Source organism: Cardiobacteriaceae bacterium TAE3-ERU3 (genome assembly GCA_019218315.1).
In the GTDB taxonomy this organism is placed as follows: domain Bacteria; phylum Pseudomonadota; class Gammaproteobacteria; order Cardiobacteriales; family Cardiobacteriaceae; genus JAHUUI01.
This window is the reverse complement of the sequence record JAHUUI010000002.1, coordinates 281,416-297,903: the sequence shown is the minus strand read 5'-3', so window position 1 is coordinate 297,903 and position 16,488 is coordinate 281,416. Positions and strand designations below refer to the sequence as shown.

The 16,488-nt window shown below is 46.5% G+C and carries 14 protein-coding genes; all 14 read left to right on the top strand.

Annotated elements, in window-relative coordinates:
* Positions 1-200 precede the first annotated feature (200 nt).
* The 14 genes from KRX19_04775 (at position 201) to KRX19_04710 (ending at position 16,454) form a co-directional block, all read left to right on the top strand.
* Complete coding sequence (locus tag KRX19_04775) at positions 201-2,141, top strand: ATP-binding cassette domain-containing protein (GenBank protein ID MBV7434336.1); 1,941 nt, start codon at positions 201-203, stop codon at positions 2,139-2,141.
* 122 nt (positions 2,142-2,263) lie between these two features.
* The gene (locus KRX19_04770) at positions 2,264-3,967 is read left to right on the top strand and encodes an L-lactate permease (GenBank protein MBV7434335.1); all 1,704 of its coding nucleotides are present in this window, start codon (positions 2,264-2,266) and stop codon (positions 3,965-3,967) included.
* A 34-nt stretch (positions 3,968-4,001) separates the two neighbouring features.
* Positions 4,002-4,577 carry a pseudouridine synthase gene (locus KRX19_04765; protein MBV7434334.1) on the top strand — a complete coding sequence of 192 codons (576 nt, stop codon included), beginning with the start codon at positions 4,002-4,004 and terminating at the stop codon, positions 4,575-4,577.
* A 1-nt stretch (position 4,578) separates the two neighbouring features.
* A complete protein-coding gene (gene trpD / locus KRX19_04760) occupies positions 4,579-5,616 on the top strand; it encodes an anthranilate phosphoribosyltransferase (protein ID MBV7434333.1) in 1,038 nt (345 codons plus the stop codon).
* Positions 5,613-6,410, top strand: a complete 798-nt coding sequence (trpC, locus tag KRX19_04755; GenBank protein MBV7434332.1) for an indole-3-glycerol phosphate synthase TrpC — start codon at positions 5,613-5,615, stop codon at positions 6,408-6,410. The genes trpD and trpC overlap by 4 nt, the downstream gene beginning before the upstream one ends.
* 2 nt (positions 6,411-6,412) lie before the next feature.
* Positions 6,413-7,042 carry a uracil phosphoribosyltransferase gene (upp, locus tag KRX19_04750; GenBank protein MBV7434331.1) on the top strand — a complete coding sequence of 210 codons (630 nt, stop codon included), beginning with the start codon at positions 6,413-6,415 and terminating at the stop codon, positions 7,040-7,042.
* Positions 7,029-7,736 carry a DUF3108 domain-containing protein gene (locus KRX19_04745; protein ID MBV7434330.1) on the top strand — a complete coding sequence of 236 codons (708 nt, stop codon included), beginning with the start codon at positions 7,029-7,031 and terminating at the stop codon, positions 7,734-7,736. The genes upp and KRX19_04745 overlap by 14 nt, the downstream gene beginning before the upstream one ends.
* Positions 7,736-8,653: a hypothetical protein gene (locus KRX19_04740; protein ID MBV7434329.1), complete on the top strand. Its 918-nt coding sequence runs from the start codon at positions 7,736-7,738 to the stop codon at positions 8,651-8,653. The genes KRX19_04745 and KRX19_04740 overlap by 1 nt, the downstream gene beginning before the upstream one ends.
* 374 nt (positions 8,654-9,027) lie before the next feature.
* Complete coding sequence (locus KRX19_04735) at positions 9,028-10,077, top strand: hypothetical protein (GenBank protein ID MBV7434328.1); 1,050 nt, start codon at positions 9,028-9,030, stop codon at positions 10,075-10,077.
* Positions 10,077-11,051: a KamA family radical SAM protein gene (locus tag KRX19_04730; GenBank protein MBV7434327.1), complete on the top strand. Its 975-nt coding sequence runs from the start codon at positions 10,077-10,079 to the stop codon at positions 11,049-11,051. The genes KRX19_04735 and KRX19_04730 overlap by 1 nt, the downstream gene beginning before the upstream one ends.
* 85 nt (positions 11,052-11,136) lie before the next feature.
* On the top strand, positions 11,137-12,465 hold the full coding sequence (locus KRX19_04725; protein MBV7434326.1) for a homoserine dehydrogenase: 1,329 nt from the start codon (positions 11,137-11,139) through the stop codon (positions 12,463-12,465).
* A 20-nt stretch (positions 12,466-12,485) separates the two neighbouring features.
* On the top strand, positions 12,486-14,171 hold the full coding sequence (recJ, locus tag KRX19_04720; GenBank protein ID MBV7434325.1) for a single-stranded-DNA-specific exonuclease RecJ: 1,686 nt from the start codon (positions 12,486-12,488) through the stop codon (positions 14,169-14,171).
* Positions 14,172-14,265: 94 nt separating this feature from the next.
* A complete protein-coding gene (locus KRX19_04715) occupies positions 14,266-16,053 on the top strand; it encodes an SLC13 family permease (protein ID MBV7434324.1) in 1,788 nt (595 codons plus the stop codon).
* 14 nt (positions 16,054-16,067) lie between these two features.
* On the top strand, positions 16,068-16,454 hold the full coding sequence (locus tag KRX19_04710) for an MAPEG family protein (protein MBV7434323.1): 387 nt from the start codon (positions 16,068-16,070) through the stop codon (positions 16,452-16,454).
* Positions 16,455-16,488 lie beyond the last annotated feature (34 nt).

Genomic DNA, 16,488 nt, shown 5'->3' with positions numbered 1-16,488 from the left:
TGTTTTATTTCCTACTATCGCGTAAGTGAATGTCAATCCATGGGTGAAATATATACTAGGGCGTATTTATTTAGTTTAATTACGAAATCCAAAATTGAGGTTTTATCAATAGATTCTGAATTGTCTGAATGCCATTAGGCCGTTTAACGCTATACTAGCGCCTTAAAATTGAGTTGATGTTTTGAAAGGATAGGCTGTTTATGAGTTTACTGGTTGCACAAGATCTGTCTTTGGCATTTGGATTACGTCCATTGCTTGATCACGTGTCATTTTCGGTAGAAAAGGGTGAGCGAATTGCATTGCTCGGGCGCAATGGAGAAGGCAAGTCCACCTTGCTGAATGTCTTACGTGGTGCGCAGTTGCCAGATGATGGTACTTTGCAATTTAGTGGCGATGTGCAAGTGGCGTATTTGCCACAAGACCCTCCAGCTGGAGATGGGCGTAGCGTCAGAGAAGTTGTTTCAGATGGCTTGGCTGAGACGGCAAAAGTCATGGAGCGCTATCAGGCGCTGATGGATAACTTTGACGCAGCTAATGCCACAGAAATGGAGCAACTTGAAGCACAAATTAATGCATTGGATGGCTGGCAACTCGATAGCCGTATTGATGCTATTCTTGAGCGATTTGAGCTTAATGGTGCAACCCCCATGGCTGATTTATCTGGTGGTTGGCGCCGTCGTGTATGGTTGGCGAGGGTGTTGGTCAGTCGTCCGGATGTTTTACTGCTTGATGAGCCGACTAACCATCTGGATTTGGCTGCTATTGCATGGTTAGAACAGACGGTTAAGCAGTTTTCCGGTGCTGTGATTTACGTCACGCACGATCGTGCTTTTATGGAGAACACAGCAACACGAATTTGGCATCTTGACCGCGGCAGACTGACTGATGTGGTCGGTAATTATCAACGCTTTTTGCGTACACGCGAAGAAATGCTACATGCTGAAGCAGAGGCTAACGCCCGTTTTGATAAAAAACTTGCTGAAGAAGAAGCATGGATCAGACAGGGTATCAAAGCACGACGTACGCGTAATGAAGGACGAGTCCGTGCTTTACAAGCCATGCGTGCGGAGAGCGCGGAGCGTATCAAACAACAGGGAAGCGCAACCCTGCGCGTGGATAGTGGTGAGCGATCCGGTAAGCAGGTTATCGTTGCAGAAAATGTCTCGTTTGCTCATGAAGGGCAAGCGAATTTAATTCATAATTTTAATGACATTATTAGCCGTGGCGAAAAGATTGGTCTCATCGGTGCTAATGGTGTGGGTAAAACCACGTTACTAAATGTTTTGCTCGGTAAATTGCAACCGCAGCAGGGTCACATCAAGCATGGTACAAAATTGCAGGTGGCTTACTTTGATCAGTTACGTGCAACGCTTAATCCAGATGAGACATTACGCGACAGTTTAGGGCAAGGCAAAGACTATGTAGAGATTAACGGTCAGCGCAAGCACATCGCTGCTTATCTACAAGATTTCCTGTTCCCGCCTGCGCGCTGGCGTACACCGGTGTCAGCATTGTCTGGTGGTGAGCGGGCTCGCCTACTGCTGGCCCGCCTTTTTGCTCAGCCAGCAAATGTTCTTATTCTGGATGAGCCAACCAATGACTTGGATATAGAAACGCTAGAGTTATTGGAAGAAGTGTTGGATAGCTATACTGGGACAGTATTGTTGGTTAGCCACGACCGGAGATTCCTGGATGAGGTTGTGACTCGCTCATGGGTCTTTAATCAAGCTAAAAACTGTATTGAGCAAGTACCAGGTGGCTTTGAAGATTGGTTGCGTCAAGGGGGCGATATTGCACAACTTGGCGCTGAGAAAAATGGTTCAGCAGAAGAGAAAGTTGATAGTGGTAACGAGTCGAACGCTGTTGAACCTCAAAAACAGCCTCAGCAGACAACTAATAAAGAACAGAAAAAAGCAGTTAAGCTTAGCTACAAATTACAGCGTGAGCTCGATGCTATTCCCGATCAAATGGCGAAAACGGAAGCCGAAATAGAGCGACTGACCCAGAAAATCAATGATCCTGAGTTCTATACTCGGGATAATGATGAGCAGTCGCGAACCTACGCAGCTTTAGAGCTGGCGCAGAATGATCTCGAAGAGTTGGTGCAGCGTTGGATTGCTTTGGAAGAAGGGGATGTATAAGTTTTTTGAAAAAATAGTTTTACATTAACTAAACGAGATTGACTATTTTTACAATAAAGCTTGCCAATGAAGTCTAAATTTTATTTAATGTGCACTCTTTTAAATATTAAGTAGGGGATATAATGTCTCAAGGTATGCTGGCGCTGTTAGCGTTTTCACCGCTTCTCATTACAGGTATTTTGCTGATTGGCTTCCGCTTGCCAGCAAAAATTGTCATGCCCGTAGTGTTCGTAATCACTGCTTTAATTGCAGGATTGGTTTGGCAAATGGAATGGTTGCGTGTCGCAGCTTCTACGCTTCAAGGTCTCATCATTACAGCAGGTGTGTTGTGGATCATCTTCGGCGCTATTTTGCTGCTCAATACACTCAAAGAATCAGGCGCTATTGCAGTTATCCGTAATGGATTTGTCGATATCAGCCCGGATCGCCGAGTGCAGATGATCTTGGTCGTCTGGTTATTTGGTTGTTTTATCGAAGGTGCGGCTGGTTATGGTGCGCCTGCAGCTGTCGTTTCACCTTTGCTTGTAGCCATCGGCTTCCCGGCAATGGCCGCAGTCATGATTGGCATGATGGTGCAATCAACACCAGTATCATTTGGTGCAGTAGGTACGCCAATTTTGATCGGTGTAGATAAAGGTCTGGATAAAACTCTTCTCGAGCCTATTGCTCAGTCACAAGGTGTAGATTGGACGCAGGTTCTGCACTTTGTTGGTAAAGAAGTATCTTTAATGCATGCCTTTATTGGTATTTTAATGCCACTATTCATGGTTGTGATGACAACCCGTTTCTTCGGTCGTAATAAATCATGGGCTGAAGGTCTGGCTATTGCACCATTTGCGATTTTTGCCGGATTGGCATTTACCGTTCCTTACGCACTGACCGGTTGGTTCCTGGGCCCTGAATTCCCTTCATTGCTTGGTGCTATGGTTGGTATGCTGATCGTTGTGCCAGCCGCTAAAGCAGGTTTTCTGATCCCGAAAAAGACTTGGGATTTTGCTCCAGCTGATGAATGGCCTGCAGATTGGATGGGTAAGCTTGAAGTCAGTGTCCAGGATCTTTCTACTAACCGTAAAATTCCAATGTGGTCAGCATGGTTACCGTATGTATTAATGGCGGGCTTGCTGGTTGTTTCGCGTGTATTCCCGGAAGTGAAATCGTGGTTCCTTGCAATCAACTTCAAATTCCCCGATCTGCTTGGCGTTGAAGGTGTTAGTTCAAGCTTTGCGCCGTTGTATTTGCCGGGTGGTATCATGGTCATTGCCGTGTTATTTGCCATTGTATTGCACCGCATGAGTGGTCGTATGGTATCCCGTGCTTTCAGTGATTCGAGTAAAGTTTTGTTTGGTGCCGGGTTTGTTTTGATGTTTACCATTCCGATGGTTCGTATCATGATTAATTCAGGTGTAAATATGGCCGATCTAGCCAGTATGCCTGTCACAATGGCTAGTGCAGTGGCCAGCACTTTTGGTGAAATTTATCCGGTCTTTGCTGGTGCGATTGGCGCAATGGGTGCATTTATTGCTGGTTCTAATACCGTATCAAACATGATGCTCGCTCAATTCCAGTTTGGTGTTGGTGAGAACATTGGTGTTTCACCGCTGTTTATTGTTTCATTGCAAGCCGTCGGTGCCGCAGCAGGTAATATGATTGCCATCCACAACGTGGTTGCAGCATCAGCTACTGTTGGCCTGGTTGGTCGTGAAGGCCAGACGTTACGCCGTACAATCATTCCAACGATTTATTATGTTTCCGCATTAGGATTAATTGGATGGATAGCACTGCATTTCTTCAATGTTCCAGGACTGGTGAATTGGTCAGCCAACTGATGTATTTAGTATCTACTAACAGATGGTGCCGCCGATGAAGCGGCGCCATTTTTTTTATCCTGCTCCAGGGCGAAAATTACTTGTTTTGAACAAGCCATATGGCGTTTTATGTCAATTCAGTGATGGCGATGGCCGTGCTACATTAAAAGATTATGTCGATATAGCTGGTGTCTATCCCGCTGGTCGTCTTGATCGTGATAGTGAAGGGTTGGTCGTACTTACAGATGATGGCAAATTGCAAGCGCGTATTGCTGATCCAAAGTTCAAGCTGGAAAAAACATATTATGTTGAAGTTGAGCGCGAGCCGGAAGAGGCTGCTCTAGAGCAACTTCGCCAAGGTGTCCGCTTGAAGGACGGGATGACTGCACCTGCAAAAGTTAGCCGAATTGACATACCTGATTTATGGCCACGAGATCCACCTGTCCGTTTTCGTAAAAATGTACCTACTGCATGGATATCTATATCAATCCGGGAAGGTCGCAATCGTCAAGTAAGAAGAATGACGGCCGCAATTGGCTATCCAACGTTGCGCTTGGTGCGCGTTAAGGTTGGCAGTGTAGCGGTAGGTGGATTATCATTAGGCGAATATCGCTTCATTGACAGGATTTAGTATGAAAGAAGCTCTTGGCTTACTTGCCGCAAAAAAAGATTTACCTGCACCGCTAATGCGTGACGTTGTGACAAAAATGATGGGTGGAGATGCCGATCCTGCAGCTATCGGTGGTTTATTGATGGGTTTGGCGTTAAAAGGTGAAACTGTCTCAGAGGTTTCAGCAGCTGCAGAAGTAATGCGCTCTTTAGCCAAAGAAATTCAAATTGATACCGGTGATGATGTATTGGTCGATCCAGTTGGTACTGGGGGAGATGGTGCTAATCTATTTAATGTCTCAACAGCCAGCGCACTTCTTGCGGCTGCTGGAGGCGTCAAGATTGCCAAACATGGCAATATTGCAGCAAGCAGCTCGTCAGGAAGTGCCGATGTTCTGCGTGAGGCTGGATTGGTTCTTGATCTGACACCTCAGCAGGTAGCGCAATGTGTACAAGAAGTTGGCTTTGGTTTTATGTTTGCACAGGCTTATCATCAAGCAATGCGCCACGTTGTTCCTGTGCGTCGGGCATTAGGGGTTCGTACTATTTATAATGTCCTTGGTCCGTTGGCTAACCCCGCAGGGGTTAGACACCAAGTGTTGGGTGTATTTTCCAAAGAATGGGTGCGCCCAATGGCTGAGGTGAGCAAGTCTCTAGGGTCAAAACGGATTTTGGTGGTTCATGCAGATAATGGGCTTGATGAGTTTAGTGTGACCCACAATAATTACGTTGCAGAACTACACGAAGATGGCAGCATCAGTGAATATGAAGTCTCACCTAAGGCTTTTGGTATGAACCATGTAAGCCATGAAGAGCTGCAGGTTTCCAGTGCCGCTGAAAGTTTGAAATTGATAAAATCAATTTTTGGTGGCGGTGGTCCAAAGGTTGGTCGTGATATGATCGCACTTAATACGGCCGCCATTTTTTATGTTGCAGGGAAATCTAAAGACCTGTCTGACGGTATCCAAAAAGCCATGATATTACTTGATAACGGCAGTGCGCTTAAAACGCTGGATAAGATTGTAGCAATGAGCCAGCGCCTCGCAGAGGAGAACCAATGAACAACATTTTGCAGGAAATTGTAGCGCACAAGCGCACAGAAGTTGCCGCTAGACAAAAGCAGCACCTGATGCGCAGTCAAATTGATGCTATCTCGCAGTTCAATGATTTGCCTAGAGGGTTTATCCAAGTGCTGCAACAGAAGGTTGTAAATAAAGAGCCGGCTGTGATTGCTGAGGTAAAACGAGCCTCCCCGAGCCAAGGCATTATTGCCCATGATTTTGATCCGGTATGCGCAGCGCAAAGCTATGCTACTCATGGTGCGACATGCCTGTCGGTATTGACTGATGAGCAATACTTTCAAGGTCATGATGAGTACTTGCGTCAAGTAAGGGCTGCGGTTGATCTGCCAGTTTTACGTAAAGAATTTATTGTTGATGAATACCAAATTGCAGAATCTCGACTACTTGGTGCAGATGCAATTCTATTGATCGTAGCTGTGCTTGATGATGTTGTATTACGTGATTTTACGCTGATGGCACACGATCTTGGGATGGACGTATTGGTGGAAGTTCACGATGAGCATGAGTTTGAGCGGGCATTAAAGCTACCGGTTGGAGCAATTGGTGTTAATAACCGCGATTTGCGAGATTTTAGTGTGAATTTGCAGACCAGTATCGATTTAGTTGGTCGTTTGCCGGAAGGGCAGTTCTTGATCAGTGAAAGTGGTATTGCGACGCGACAAGATATCGAGCTACTACAAGATGCTGGTATTTATAGTTATTTAATAGGTGGAAGCTTGATGGTGCATGCTGAGCCTGGGCAGGCACTTGCAAAATTATTAAAAGGAGAATAAGAATGGATAATGTTTTTGAAATCTCACACCCATTGGTTCAGCACAAACTGACGACTTTGCGCAAAAAGAACACTACAACCATGGAGTTTCGCGCTGTAGCCAGTGAGATCGGCTTGTTGCTAGGCTACGAGGCAACGCGTGATTTGCCATTGAAAGACAGCGAAATAGAAACACCTCTTGAAAAGATGCAGGCAAAAGAGTTATATGGCAAAAAGACTTGCATTATAAGTATATTGCGTGCCGGGAATGGCTTGTTGGATGGGGTGTTGAAGCTGTTGCCTGCGGCTAAAGTTGGCTATGTTGGTATGGAGCGTGATGAAGAAACACACCGTCCGCGCGCCTATTACTGCAAGCTGCCCAAAGCCATGGATGAGCGCATTACACTGGTCGTCGATCCTATGCTGGCTACAGGTTTTTCGGCGATAGAGAGTATTCATAAAGTTAAAGAATTGGGGGCAAAGGATATTCGCTTTATCTGTATTCTTGCAGCTCCCGAAGGAATCGCTGCACTGCGTGAAGCTCATCCAGATGTACCTATATATACTGCCTCCGTGGATCGTGAGCTCGATGAGAAAGCTTATATTCGTCCAGGCTTGGGAGATGCTGGGGACAGACTATATGGCACACTTTAAATACCGAAGGTATATCGCTGCGGTTTTTTTCTTACTAGCTGTATGTAGAAGCTATAGTCTGGAAAGTTATCAGGCAACTTATCAAGTTTCTGTTCGAGGGGTTAGTGCTGGTGTAGTGCGCCATGATGCTATTTTTACTGACCTGACTTATCGTGTTGATACAGTGGCAACACCTTCGCTAGCAGCAAAGATGCTTGGTTTTGATGTAATTACAGAGTCGAGCAAAGGACTGCTTGATCATGGTCGCGTTATTCCACAGCGTTATCAGCGCAGTATGGAAGGAGATGCTGATTTTCGCCTCGTTTATGATTATCACCCAAAAGTTCATGAGATTGAAGCACAAATAGGTAATAGCCAGCAAGTTTTGAAGTACGATGAAGGTATTCAGCCGCTTGATGTTTTGTCATTGGTGGTTCAAACGCTGATCGACGATGAACAGCATAAAATTGCGGCCAAGTACACGATGATTAGTGACGATAAGATCCGGACTTATACGGTGGAAAAATTGCCCAATGAAACATGGCAGACGAAGTCAGGTGGTAATATCAATATTCGGGTTTTCCGCCAAATTAGTGGTGACCGACAGACGAAAATTTATTTTGCCGATAACCCTTTACGATTGGTTCAATTGACACAAATAAAAGGGGATCAAGCGCGCTTTAGCCTAAAACTTATGGACTACCGCGTTATCTGATGAAAGTTTTATTGGTTAGTACTGCGGAGCAATCTGATAGCTTTAATCACTTTATCACAGCCTTCCGTAATAAAATTGGAACATGTGAGTATTTGTGCCTTTCTGAAAAGCAGGCTAATAAGGAAGATAAGCAGCTTTTTACCCAGTACTACAAAAGCATGGCTTTTGACCGTTTTGTCGCCTCTTATCATTCCCGGCAATCCCTTGAAAGATTATTGCCCCTTTTTTCCGGGCTTGAGCAGCAAAGTTTATTGAGTTTGCAAACTGAAGATGATGCGCAGCGTACAATAGTCGCAAAATATGCTCGCATAAATCCTTGGCTGCGCTGGGCTGGGAGTGATAAAAAATCATTTGAATATTACAAAGATATCGGAATTGATGCTTATATAATGCCGCCACTTAGTCGTGGTATTTATGCGCAGAAAAAATTCCGGTCTGTTGGTCGCTTTTGTTGTCATGTTCTTGGTGACAAACATGATCTATATATGGCGTCATTGCCTGAAACATTACCATACTGTCCTTATTCTTCAGCAGATGGTGATGTGCTTAGCTATATTCACAATGAAGTTAAAGTAGGCGATATTTTACTGATCACTGCGCCGCAGTATTTTGAAAGGCAGCTTGTCGCCGAAGCAGTGGCAAATGGTGCAGCAGTAGTGGTTCCAAACAATCAACTATTGCTTGATAACACTGATGGATTTTTGCGTCGTTCCTGTATTACGATTGATCATCCAGCGGAGTTAACCCTACTGTTCGAGCAAATTCGCGATGATGATAATCAAGAGTTGGTAAAGCAGATTTCAATGCAAGCGTACTTTTGTTCCTCGGAGGCTGTTGCGAGCCAATTCGCTCGGTTGGTGGGTATTCCAGGTCGTGAGCGTAGTGCATATATGAGTCACTGGTCACAATGGCTATAAATAATCAGCTTATGAATAGCAAGCGATATTTCTTTAGCTTTTTGCCGAAGTATATCTATTGGAATGGTGCGATCTTTTTAATATCATTTTTAACGGGATATTTTGTCTGGTATAACCATGGCCTGACGTTTTCTATTGAGGGCTTGCGTAGTCTTTGGTATTTGTCTGGTGATAAGTATTCACCTACTCTGTCAGCTGCGCTAGGGATGCTAACGGTGAATATGGTCAGCACGCTTTATATCTGGTTATTTTGCCGCATAGGCTTGCTCATTGGATTGGGGCGGACGACTGTCTTTTTACTTTTCTTACTCTTCAACTTTAATCCGGAATACAACAGTGTGCGATTGAGCCTGGATCTTTTGCAAGGTGTTATCTTGCTCTGGATTTTGAGTATGTGGTTCTTTTTACGCAACTACCGAGAGCATTTTTATCGTGCATTTTTTTTGTGGGCATTTTTCTTACTTTTAGCGGCGACAATAGAGCCATCGGTGTGGCTGTGGATACTTGGGTTTCCATTGTGCTTTGTATTTTGGCCTGGCTCAGGACGGTTGGTGAGACGAATTTTTGAGCGGCTTCAATTTATCGCTGCCTTTTATTTATTGTGTGGGTTGCTGATTTGGCTAGTACCACTTTTCCACCAAAATATCGTTTTGGCGGTCGATGCATTAGCAGGGCGCTTGGATGAAGCAACTTCGGCTATGTCTGTGTTTATCAGTAGTGATCGCAGCTTTAACCTTGCCGGATACGATGCTTTTTTGATTGCATGGGTGTTGGTTATTATTAATGCAGCAAAAAACTTTGGCTTGATCATTTTAGGGATCGTATTTCTTGCTTTGATCAAGCGGCCTTCAGCGGTATTGCCTGGTCGTGTTTGGTTATTTTTTGCTTTCAGCCTTGGTTATGCAACGCTTATCGGCGCACTTTCTTTGCTTTACCTTGGTCGGCTACAGTCAGATTTACTGTACGTTCCTGTCACAATGCTAGTATTGTGGATGTGTGCGTCTGCAGTCTTTTATCTCTACCAGCGCTGGCGGACGCAACGTATGGCGGCGCAAAATAGATTGGTACTCTTTTGGCTGATGGTTGCTTATGCTATTGCCAGCATGATTCAGTTCGGACCTTCCGCTGATTATTTACGTGATGGCGGTGTCTGGGCGTATGATCATCGTGATGGAAAGGTTTTTTCCAATAATTATCAGGCACTTTTTTTCGCTGGTGAAGATCCATTTCCTCAAAATAACCCTTATTTTATCGACCTTCTCGATATTAAGCGCTTACCGTCATCCTTTGACCGAGATGCATTGCTGCTTTATGAAGTAGGCCGGCGTACACAGACACCAGAAGCTCTGGCTCATTTTGAGCAACGAGCAGTGTTTCAAAATCGCCGTGGTGATCGTCTTTTTGTATTGGCATTGCCAGAATAATGAGCGGTTCACAATTGATGCCATGGACGGACGAACAGCTGGCCGTCCTTGATCACTATCAATATGCTGTAACGCCGGCAATGCTCTCACAAATGCACACAACTGAACCAGAGCATGATCCCATTGCGGCACAATTTGTGCCAGATGCGCGTGAGCTGTCTATTCTGCCAGCTGAATTAAATGATCCCATTGGTGATGAGCGACATTCGCCAGTAGCTGGTTTGGTTCATCGCTACGATAATCGCGTTCTGTGGTTAATGGCGCCCACTTGTGCCGTTTATTGTCGCTTTTGTTTTCGCAAGGAGCACATTGGGCGGAATGGTAGGGCACTCACAGCAGCCGAGCGTGATGCTGCTTTGGCCTATATTGCAGCCAACCAGCAGGTTGAGGAAGTCATATTAAGTGGTGGTGATCCGCTCAATATGAGTGCGGCACAGCTGCCGAAGTTCATCACCCCCCTCAATGGCTATAGCCATATTCGCCGCTTGCGTATTCACACACGTATCCCGGTTGTTGCGCCAGAAAAAATAGATGCGCGACTGCTGAGCCTACTGAGCCAGCAAAAGCAAAGAGTATGTGTTGTGCTACACATTAACCACGCCAATGAATTGAGCGGAAAGGCAATAGAAGCCATTGCTGCATTGCGCAATATCGGCGTATTGCTGTTTTCACAAACGGTACTGCTGCGTGGTGTCAACGACAGTGTGGTGGCTCTGGCTGATCTATGTAATGCTTTGCTCGATGCCGGTGTTAGTCCGTATTACCTCCATCACCTTGACTTGGCGCGTGGTAGTAATCATTTTCGCCTAACGCTTGCCGAAGGACTCGCTATTCATCAAGCTTTACGTGCACGTTTATCCGGTATTGCATTGCCGGCCTATATCGTTGAAATCCCCGGTGGAGGGGGTAAAGTGCCTGTTGCGGACTTGAGTGTTGAGCAACGTGACTATTTAAAGCAATGTGGTATTGATTGATACGCTGATTGTGAGTCCGTGAGTGTATGCTGATATTGCATTGTGATTTTGTGTGTTTATTGGGCTATACTTCTCGCTTGTTTTAATTAAAGACAGGTGCAATGTGAAAGAAGTTGCGATTGGCGTGATTGGCTACGGAACAGTTGGTAAAGGCGTTATCGAGGTACTGGCAAAAAATGCAGCTGAAATTGAGCGGCGCTGTGGTTATCGCTTGCACGTGACGCAGGTCGCACGACGTTCATGGGCTGGTGAGGATACCACTACATTGCCATTTATCTGTACGACTGACAGCATGGCACTTGCGACCGATCCCAAGATTGACATTGTGCTGGAATTGGCTGGTGGTGAAGATGCGGCCAAGTCTTTAATTGAAGCCGCACTTGATCATGGCAAGCATGTCGTTACCGCAAATAAGGCTTTGATTGCCAAGCATGGGCAGGCGCTTTTTGCCAAATCACGTGAGCAGGGGCTGGAGTTGGCTTATGAAGCCGCAGTAGCTGGTGGAATTCCGATTATTAAGGTTCTGCGTGAGGGCATGAGCGGTAATGAGATCAGCGAAGTTGCAGGCATAATCAATGGCACTGGCAACTTTATTCTTAGTGAGATGACGCAAAAAGGGCGCAATTTTGCTGATGTGCTTGCCGAAGCCCAAAAGCTTGGTTATGCGGAAGCTGATCCGACTTATGACGTTGAAGGTATTGACGCAGCGCATAAAATCACCATCTTGGCGTCAATTGCATTTGGTATTCCGTTGCAATTTGATAAGACGTATGTGGAAGGCATCACCAATGTGACGCCACTCGATATCGATATTGCCGATGAGCTGGGTTATGCCATCAAGCACCTTGGTTTGGCTGTGCGGCGTGAGGATGGTGTGGAAATTCGCGTCCATCCGACTTTAATTCCCAAGCATGCCCTTCTTTCGAGTGTTAACGGGGTAATGAATGCGGTGCAGGTCAAAGGGAATGCGATTGGCAACAGCCTGCATTACGGTCCGGGCGCCGGTAAATTGCCGACAGCTTCAGCTGTCGTGGCGGATCTGATCGACGTAGTTCGTGAGCTAAACCTTGATCAGAGCGATCGTTTGGCAGAATTTGGGTTCAATACCGTATTTGAAGAGAACGAATTGCCGGTATTGCCGTCTGATGATTTCGTCAGTGCGTATTATTTGTCGCTACTGGTCGAAGACCGAAGTGGGGTGGTTGCCGATATTACACGTATTTTGGCTAATCACGGTATTTCTATCCGCTCAATGATACAAAAGAGTGCCTTGCGTGAAGCGAACCATGTACCACTGATTTTCCTCACTGAAAAGATCGAAGAACGTCGCTTCAATGCTGCTTTGGCGGAAATAGCCAAGCTGGATTGTATGCGTGGTGAAATCAAGCGCTTGCGCGTTGAAGACATCGAGTAATTACTGCTTTCATGTCTTCTGTGATTCGTGAACGCCCCGCGCAGTTCGATCCTGCGCGGCTGCCGGCTGACTGGCACCCTTTGGTCAAGCGTATCTATGCAGCGCGGCTGGCTAGCCCTGATGAATATGACAAACGATTGGCCTCTCTGGCGGCACCACACGATATGGCTGATTTGGATCAAGCTGTGGCGCGTATCCGTCAGGCACTAGACAATCAGCAGCGTATTTTGATTTTTGGTGATTATGACGTAGATGGCGCTTGCTCCACGGCATTAATGGTGCGCGTTTTGCGCCGCCTTGGTGGCAGGGTCGACTGGTTTATACCCGATCGTAAGGCGCATGGTTATGGGCTGAGTGTTGCTGGATTGAATGCGCTGCCAAGCTTGCCAGACTTGTTGATTACAGTTGATAACGGTATTCAGAGTTTTGAAGCAGCCGAATGGTTGGCCGCACACGAGGTGGATTTAATCATTACCGATCACCATTTACCGGGCGAAGCTTTCCCCGTCGCATGCGCAGTGGTTAACCCTCAGCGTGAGGATTGTGGCTTTGGTGAGCGTAGTCTATGTGGCGCAGGCGTCGCACTTTATGTTCTGTTTGCGTTGCGTCGTAGCCTTGTTAATGATGGTCAGTGGCCCGATGGACTGAATTTGACCGATTATTTTGATTTAGTCGCTTTAGCGACAATTGCTGATCTGGTGCCGCTGTCGCGCAATAACCGCATACTGGTTCACTATGGTTTACAGCGCCTTCGTTCGCGTCAAGGTAATCCCGGGTTACTTGCTCTTGCCGCAGTTGCCAATGTACAAGCCGCGCACCTAACGGCTCAAGATATTGCCTTTGCTATCGCACCACGCCTGAATGCAGCCGGTCGCCTTGGTGATATGCGCGATGGGGTCGCACTTTTACTCAGTGATGACTGGCAGACAGCGCATGATTTTGCCGCTGATTTTGATGCGCTTAATCGAGCGCGTAAGACGCTTGAAAATGACATCTTGCACGATGCACTCTCTATGGTCGATACGACCCGTGCAATTGCCAGTGCGTATCGACCTGATTGGCATGAGGGCGTGATTGGTATCGTGGCTGGCCGCCTCAAAGCGCAGCTGAATCGCCCGGCATTGATTGCAACTTTAAGTGAAGATGGCGCATGGATTAAAGCATCAATGCGCTCAGTTGCGGGGATCAACGTCAAAGCATTGCTTGACGAAGCAGCGACGATCCTGCCGGCCGGTACATTAAAGCATGGTGGGCATGCGATGGCGGCGGGGTTCAGTGTGCAACCAGATGCTTATCCTGCTTTGCTGCTGGCGCTAGAAAAAGCCTATAGCAATCAGGTGACGGCCATACCACAGCAATTTCACTACATTGATGGAGAGCTGGCACCAGATTTGCTCAATGTTCAGTGGGCAAATTATCTCGAGCATCTGGAGCCTTGGGGTCAACAGCTCCCTGCACCGACGTTCTGTAATGTTTTTGATATCATCAATTGCCGCTGTCTTGGCGCTAATCATAGCCGCCTAACACTTCGTGAGCCGGGTAGTGGGCGTGTTCTTCAAGCTATGTGGTTCTTCCATAATGTGGATTACGCACCTGGTACTCGAGTGCGTGCTGTCTATGCTTTACAAGTTAGCCGTTTTCATGGGGATGAGCGGCTCAATTTGCTGATTGAAGAAATTGAAATCGCTAATGGTTCGCCGTACTGAGCAGTACAGGGGATAAATTGTACATGGAAAAAATATCGTTGCTCGGTCATACTGTTTGCCATTATTTTATTCACCGCCGTATGAACCACTACTTATGACGATAGATCAAATTATTGTTTTCCTGATTATTGGCACAACACTGGTGTTGTTTGTCTGGGATCGCTGGCGCTATGATCTTGTCGCATTAATGGCGTTGCTCGCTTGTGCGTTGACTGGCGTCGTCCCTGCAAATGAAGTCTTTTCCGGCTTTGGACATCCAGCTGTTATCACCGTAGCTGCAGTCCTGATACTCAGCTTTGCTGCGACCAATGCAGGGGTGGTTGATGTACTGGCTCGTTTACTGACCAAGGTTGGTGACAACCTGTTAGTACAGATATTTACGCTAACATCCCTGGTCGCAGTGTGTTCTGCATTTATGAATAACGTTGGCGCTTTGGCACTAATTATGCCAGTTGCAATTTGGTTGGCGCGTAAGTCAGACCGTTCACCAAGTTTGCTGTTGATGCCGATTGCATTCGGGTCACTGCTCGGCGGAATGCAGACCATGATTGGCACACCACCAAACATCATTATTGCCGGATACATGCGTCAAGCGACGGGTGAGTCGTTCTCAATGTTTGATTTTTCACCTGTTGGGGTTGCAGCAACACTCGCCGGTATCGTATTCATTACCTTGATCGGCTGGCGCTTGATTCCGGTACGTGCCGAGGTGAGCAAAGATGAAGATTTATTTGCTATCGATAGCTATTTGACTGAGGTCATATTGCCTGAAGGTTGTGATTTCGCCGGGCGGACATTGCATGATTTGATCTCTGCGATTGAAGATGAAGCGGATATTAGCGTTGTCGCTTTGGTGCGGAGCAATAAGCGCAGACCATTACCCTCGACGTTTGAAGTATTGCACAACGGCGATATTTTAATGATTGAGGCTAGCTCGGATAGCCTTAAAATCTTGTTGGACAAAACTGGCCTGGCTTTGACTGAGCACGTACCTCACGAAGAGGAAGATGGCGAGCGCAATAAGCGCAATGTCAAAATGGCTGAAGTGATTATTACCCCTGGCTCAATGTTGATCGGCAGTTCCTTGACGCGCCTAAGCGTGCGTGAGGCATTCGGCATCAACGTTTTGGCTGTGGCACGGCGAGGTCAGCGCTTGCGCCAACGCCTGTCACGCATCCGCTTTATGCAAGGTGATATTCTCTTGATTCAGGGGCGAGCACATCGCCTGCCCGGCACCATCAAGGAGCTTGGCTGTTTGCCGCTTGCCTCGCGCAGTATCAGCATTGGCAAGCCCAAGAAAGTGGCATTGACCAGCATGATATTCTTTGGTGCATTGGGTTTGATTACTTTTGGAATTTTACCCGCTGAAGTAGCTTTGGTTGGCGCCGCACTGTTAATGGTCTTGGCCGGTATTATTCATCCGGGTGAAATTTATAAAAACGTCGATATGAGCGTGATTGTCCTGCTCGCGGCGATGATCCCTGTTGGTGGAGCGTTGCAAAGCAGTGGTGGATCTGAGCTGATTGCCAACGCAATATTGTCGATTGCCGCTGATATGAGCCCGGCAATGATGCTGATTGTTTTGATGTCGACCATTATGGTCCTGACCAATATCATCAATAACGCTGCAGCGGTAATTCTTGCTGCGCCAATTGCGCTCAAGCTTGCAGAAGGGATGGATTACTCGCCTGAACCATTGCTGATGGCCGTTGCCGTGGCTTCTTCATCAGCTTTCCTGACGCCTATAGGGCATCAGTCCAATACGTTGGTTATGTCTCCGGGAGGCTACCAGTTCGGTGATTATTGGCGTATGGGATTGCCATTGTCTATTTTGGTTTTGGTCGTGACGATTCCAGTCATTTTGTGGTGTTTCCCCGTTTAAAGTGAGGACGTAAGGTGATCTTTGCAAATTGGTGTGTGTTGATAGCGATGTTTCTTCCTTGGCTTTGTGCCGTTTACGGAAAATACAAAGGTGGCGGCCTAACGATGAAAGCCAACCACGATCCGCGAGGCTTTTTTGCTCGTGCTGAAGGCGTTGTGGCGAGGGCTAATGCCGCACAGCAGAATAGCTATGAGATTTTCGCACCTTTTGCTTTTGTGGTGCTACTGGCGCAATTTAGCGGTAATGCTTCATTGGGAACAACCAATCTTTTTGCCGGATTGTTTTTGCTTAGTCGCTTTGTGTATATTTTGTGCTATATCAAAGATCTGGCTATGCTGCGCTCGACAGTTTGGGGCTTTGGCATGGTCTGTATTTTGATCCTGTTCTTTTCAGCACTATAAATCATTATTCACTGTGCTGCGTATGTGGCATTGA

Bases quoted from the DNA above. Each gene is read 5' to 3' on its own strand.
- KRX19_04740 (MBV7434329.1), top strand. From the start codon at position 7,736: ATGAAAGTTTTATTGGTTAGTACTGCGGAGCAATCTGATAGCTTTAAT.
- KRX19_04715 (MBV7434324.1), top strand. From the start codon at position 14,266: ATGACGATAGATCAAATTATTGTTTTCCTGATTATTGGCACAACACTG.
- KRX19_04730 (MBV7434327.1), top strand. From the start codon at position 10,077: ATGAGCGGTTCACAATTGATGCCATGGACGGACGAACAGCTGGCCGTC.
- KRX19_04775 (MBV7434336.1), top strand. From the start codon at position 201: ATGAGTTTACTGGTTGCACAAGATCTGTCTTTGGCATTTGGATTACGT.
- KRX19_04745 (MBV7434330.1), top strand. From the start codon at position 7,029: ATGGCACACTTTAAATACCGAAGGTATATCGCTGCGGTTTTTTTCTTA.
- upp (MBV7434331.1), top strand. From the start codon at position 6,413: ATGGATAATGTTTTTGAAATCTCACACCCATTGGTTCAGCACAAACTG.
- KRX19_04770 (MBV7434335.1), top strand. From the start codon at position 2,264: ATGTCTCAAGGTATGCTGGCGCTGTTAGCGTTTTCACCGCTTCTCATT.
- KRX19_04765 (MBV7434334.1), top strand. From the start codon at position 4,002: ATGAAGCGGCGCCATTTTTTTTATCCTGCTCCAGGGCGAAAATTACTT.
- trpD (MBV7434333.1), top strand. From the start codon at position 4,579: ATGAAAGAAGCTCTTGGCTTACTTGCCGCAAAAAAAGATTTACCTGCA.
- trpC (MBV7434332.1), top strand. From the start codon at position 5,613: ATGAACAACATTTTGCAGGAAATTGTAGCGCACAAGCGCACAGAAGTT.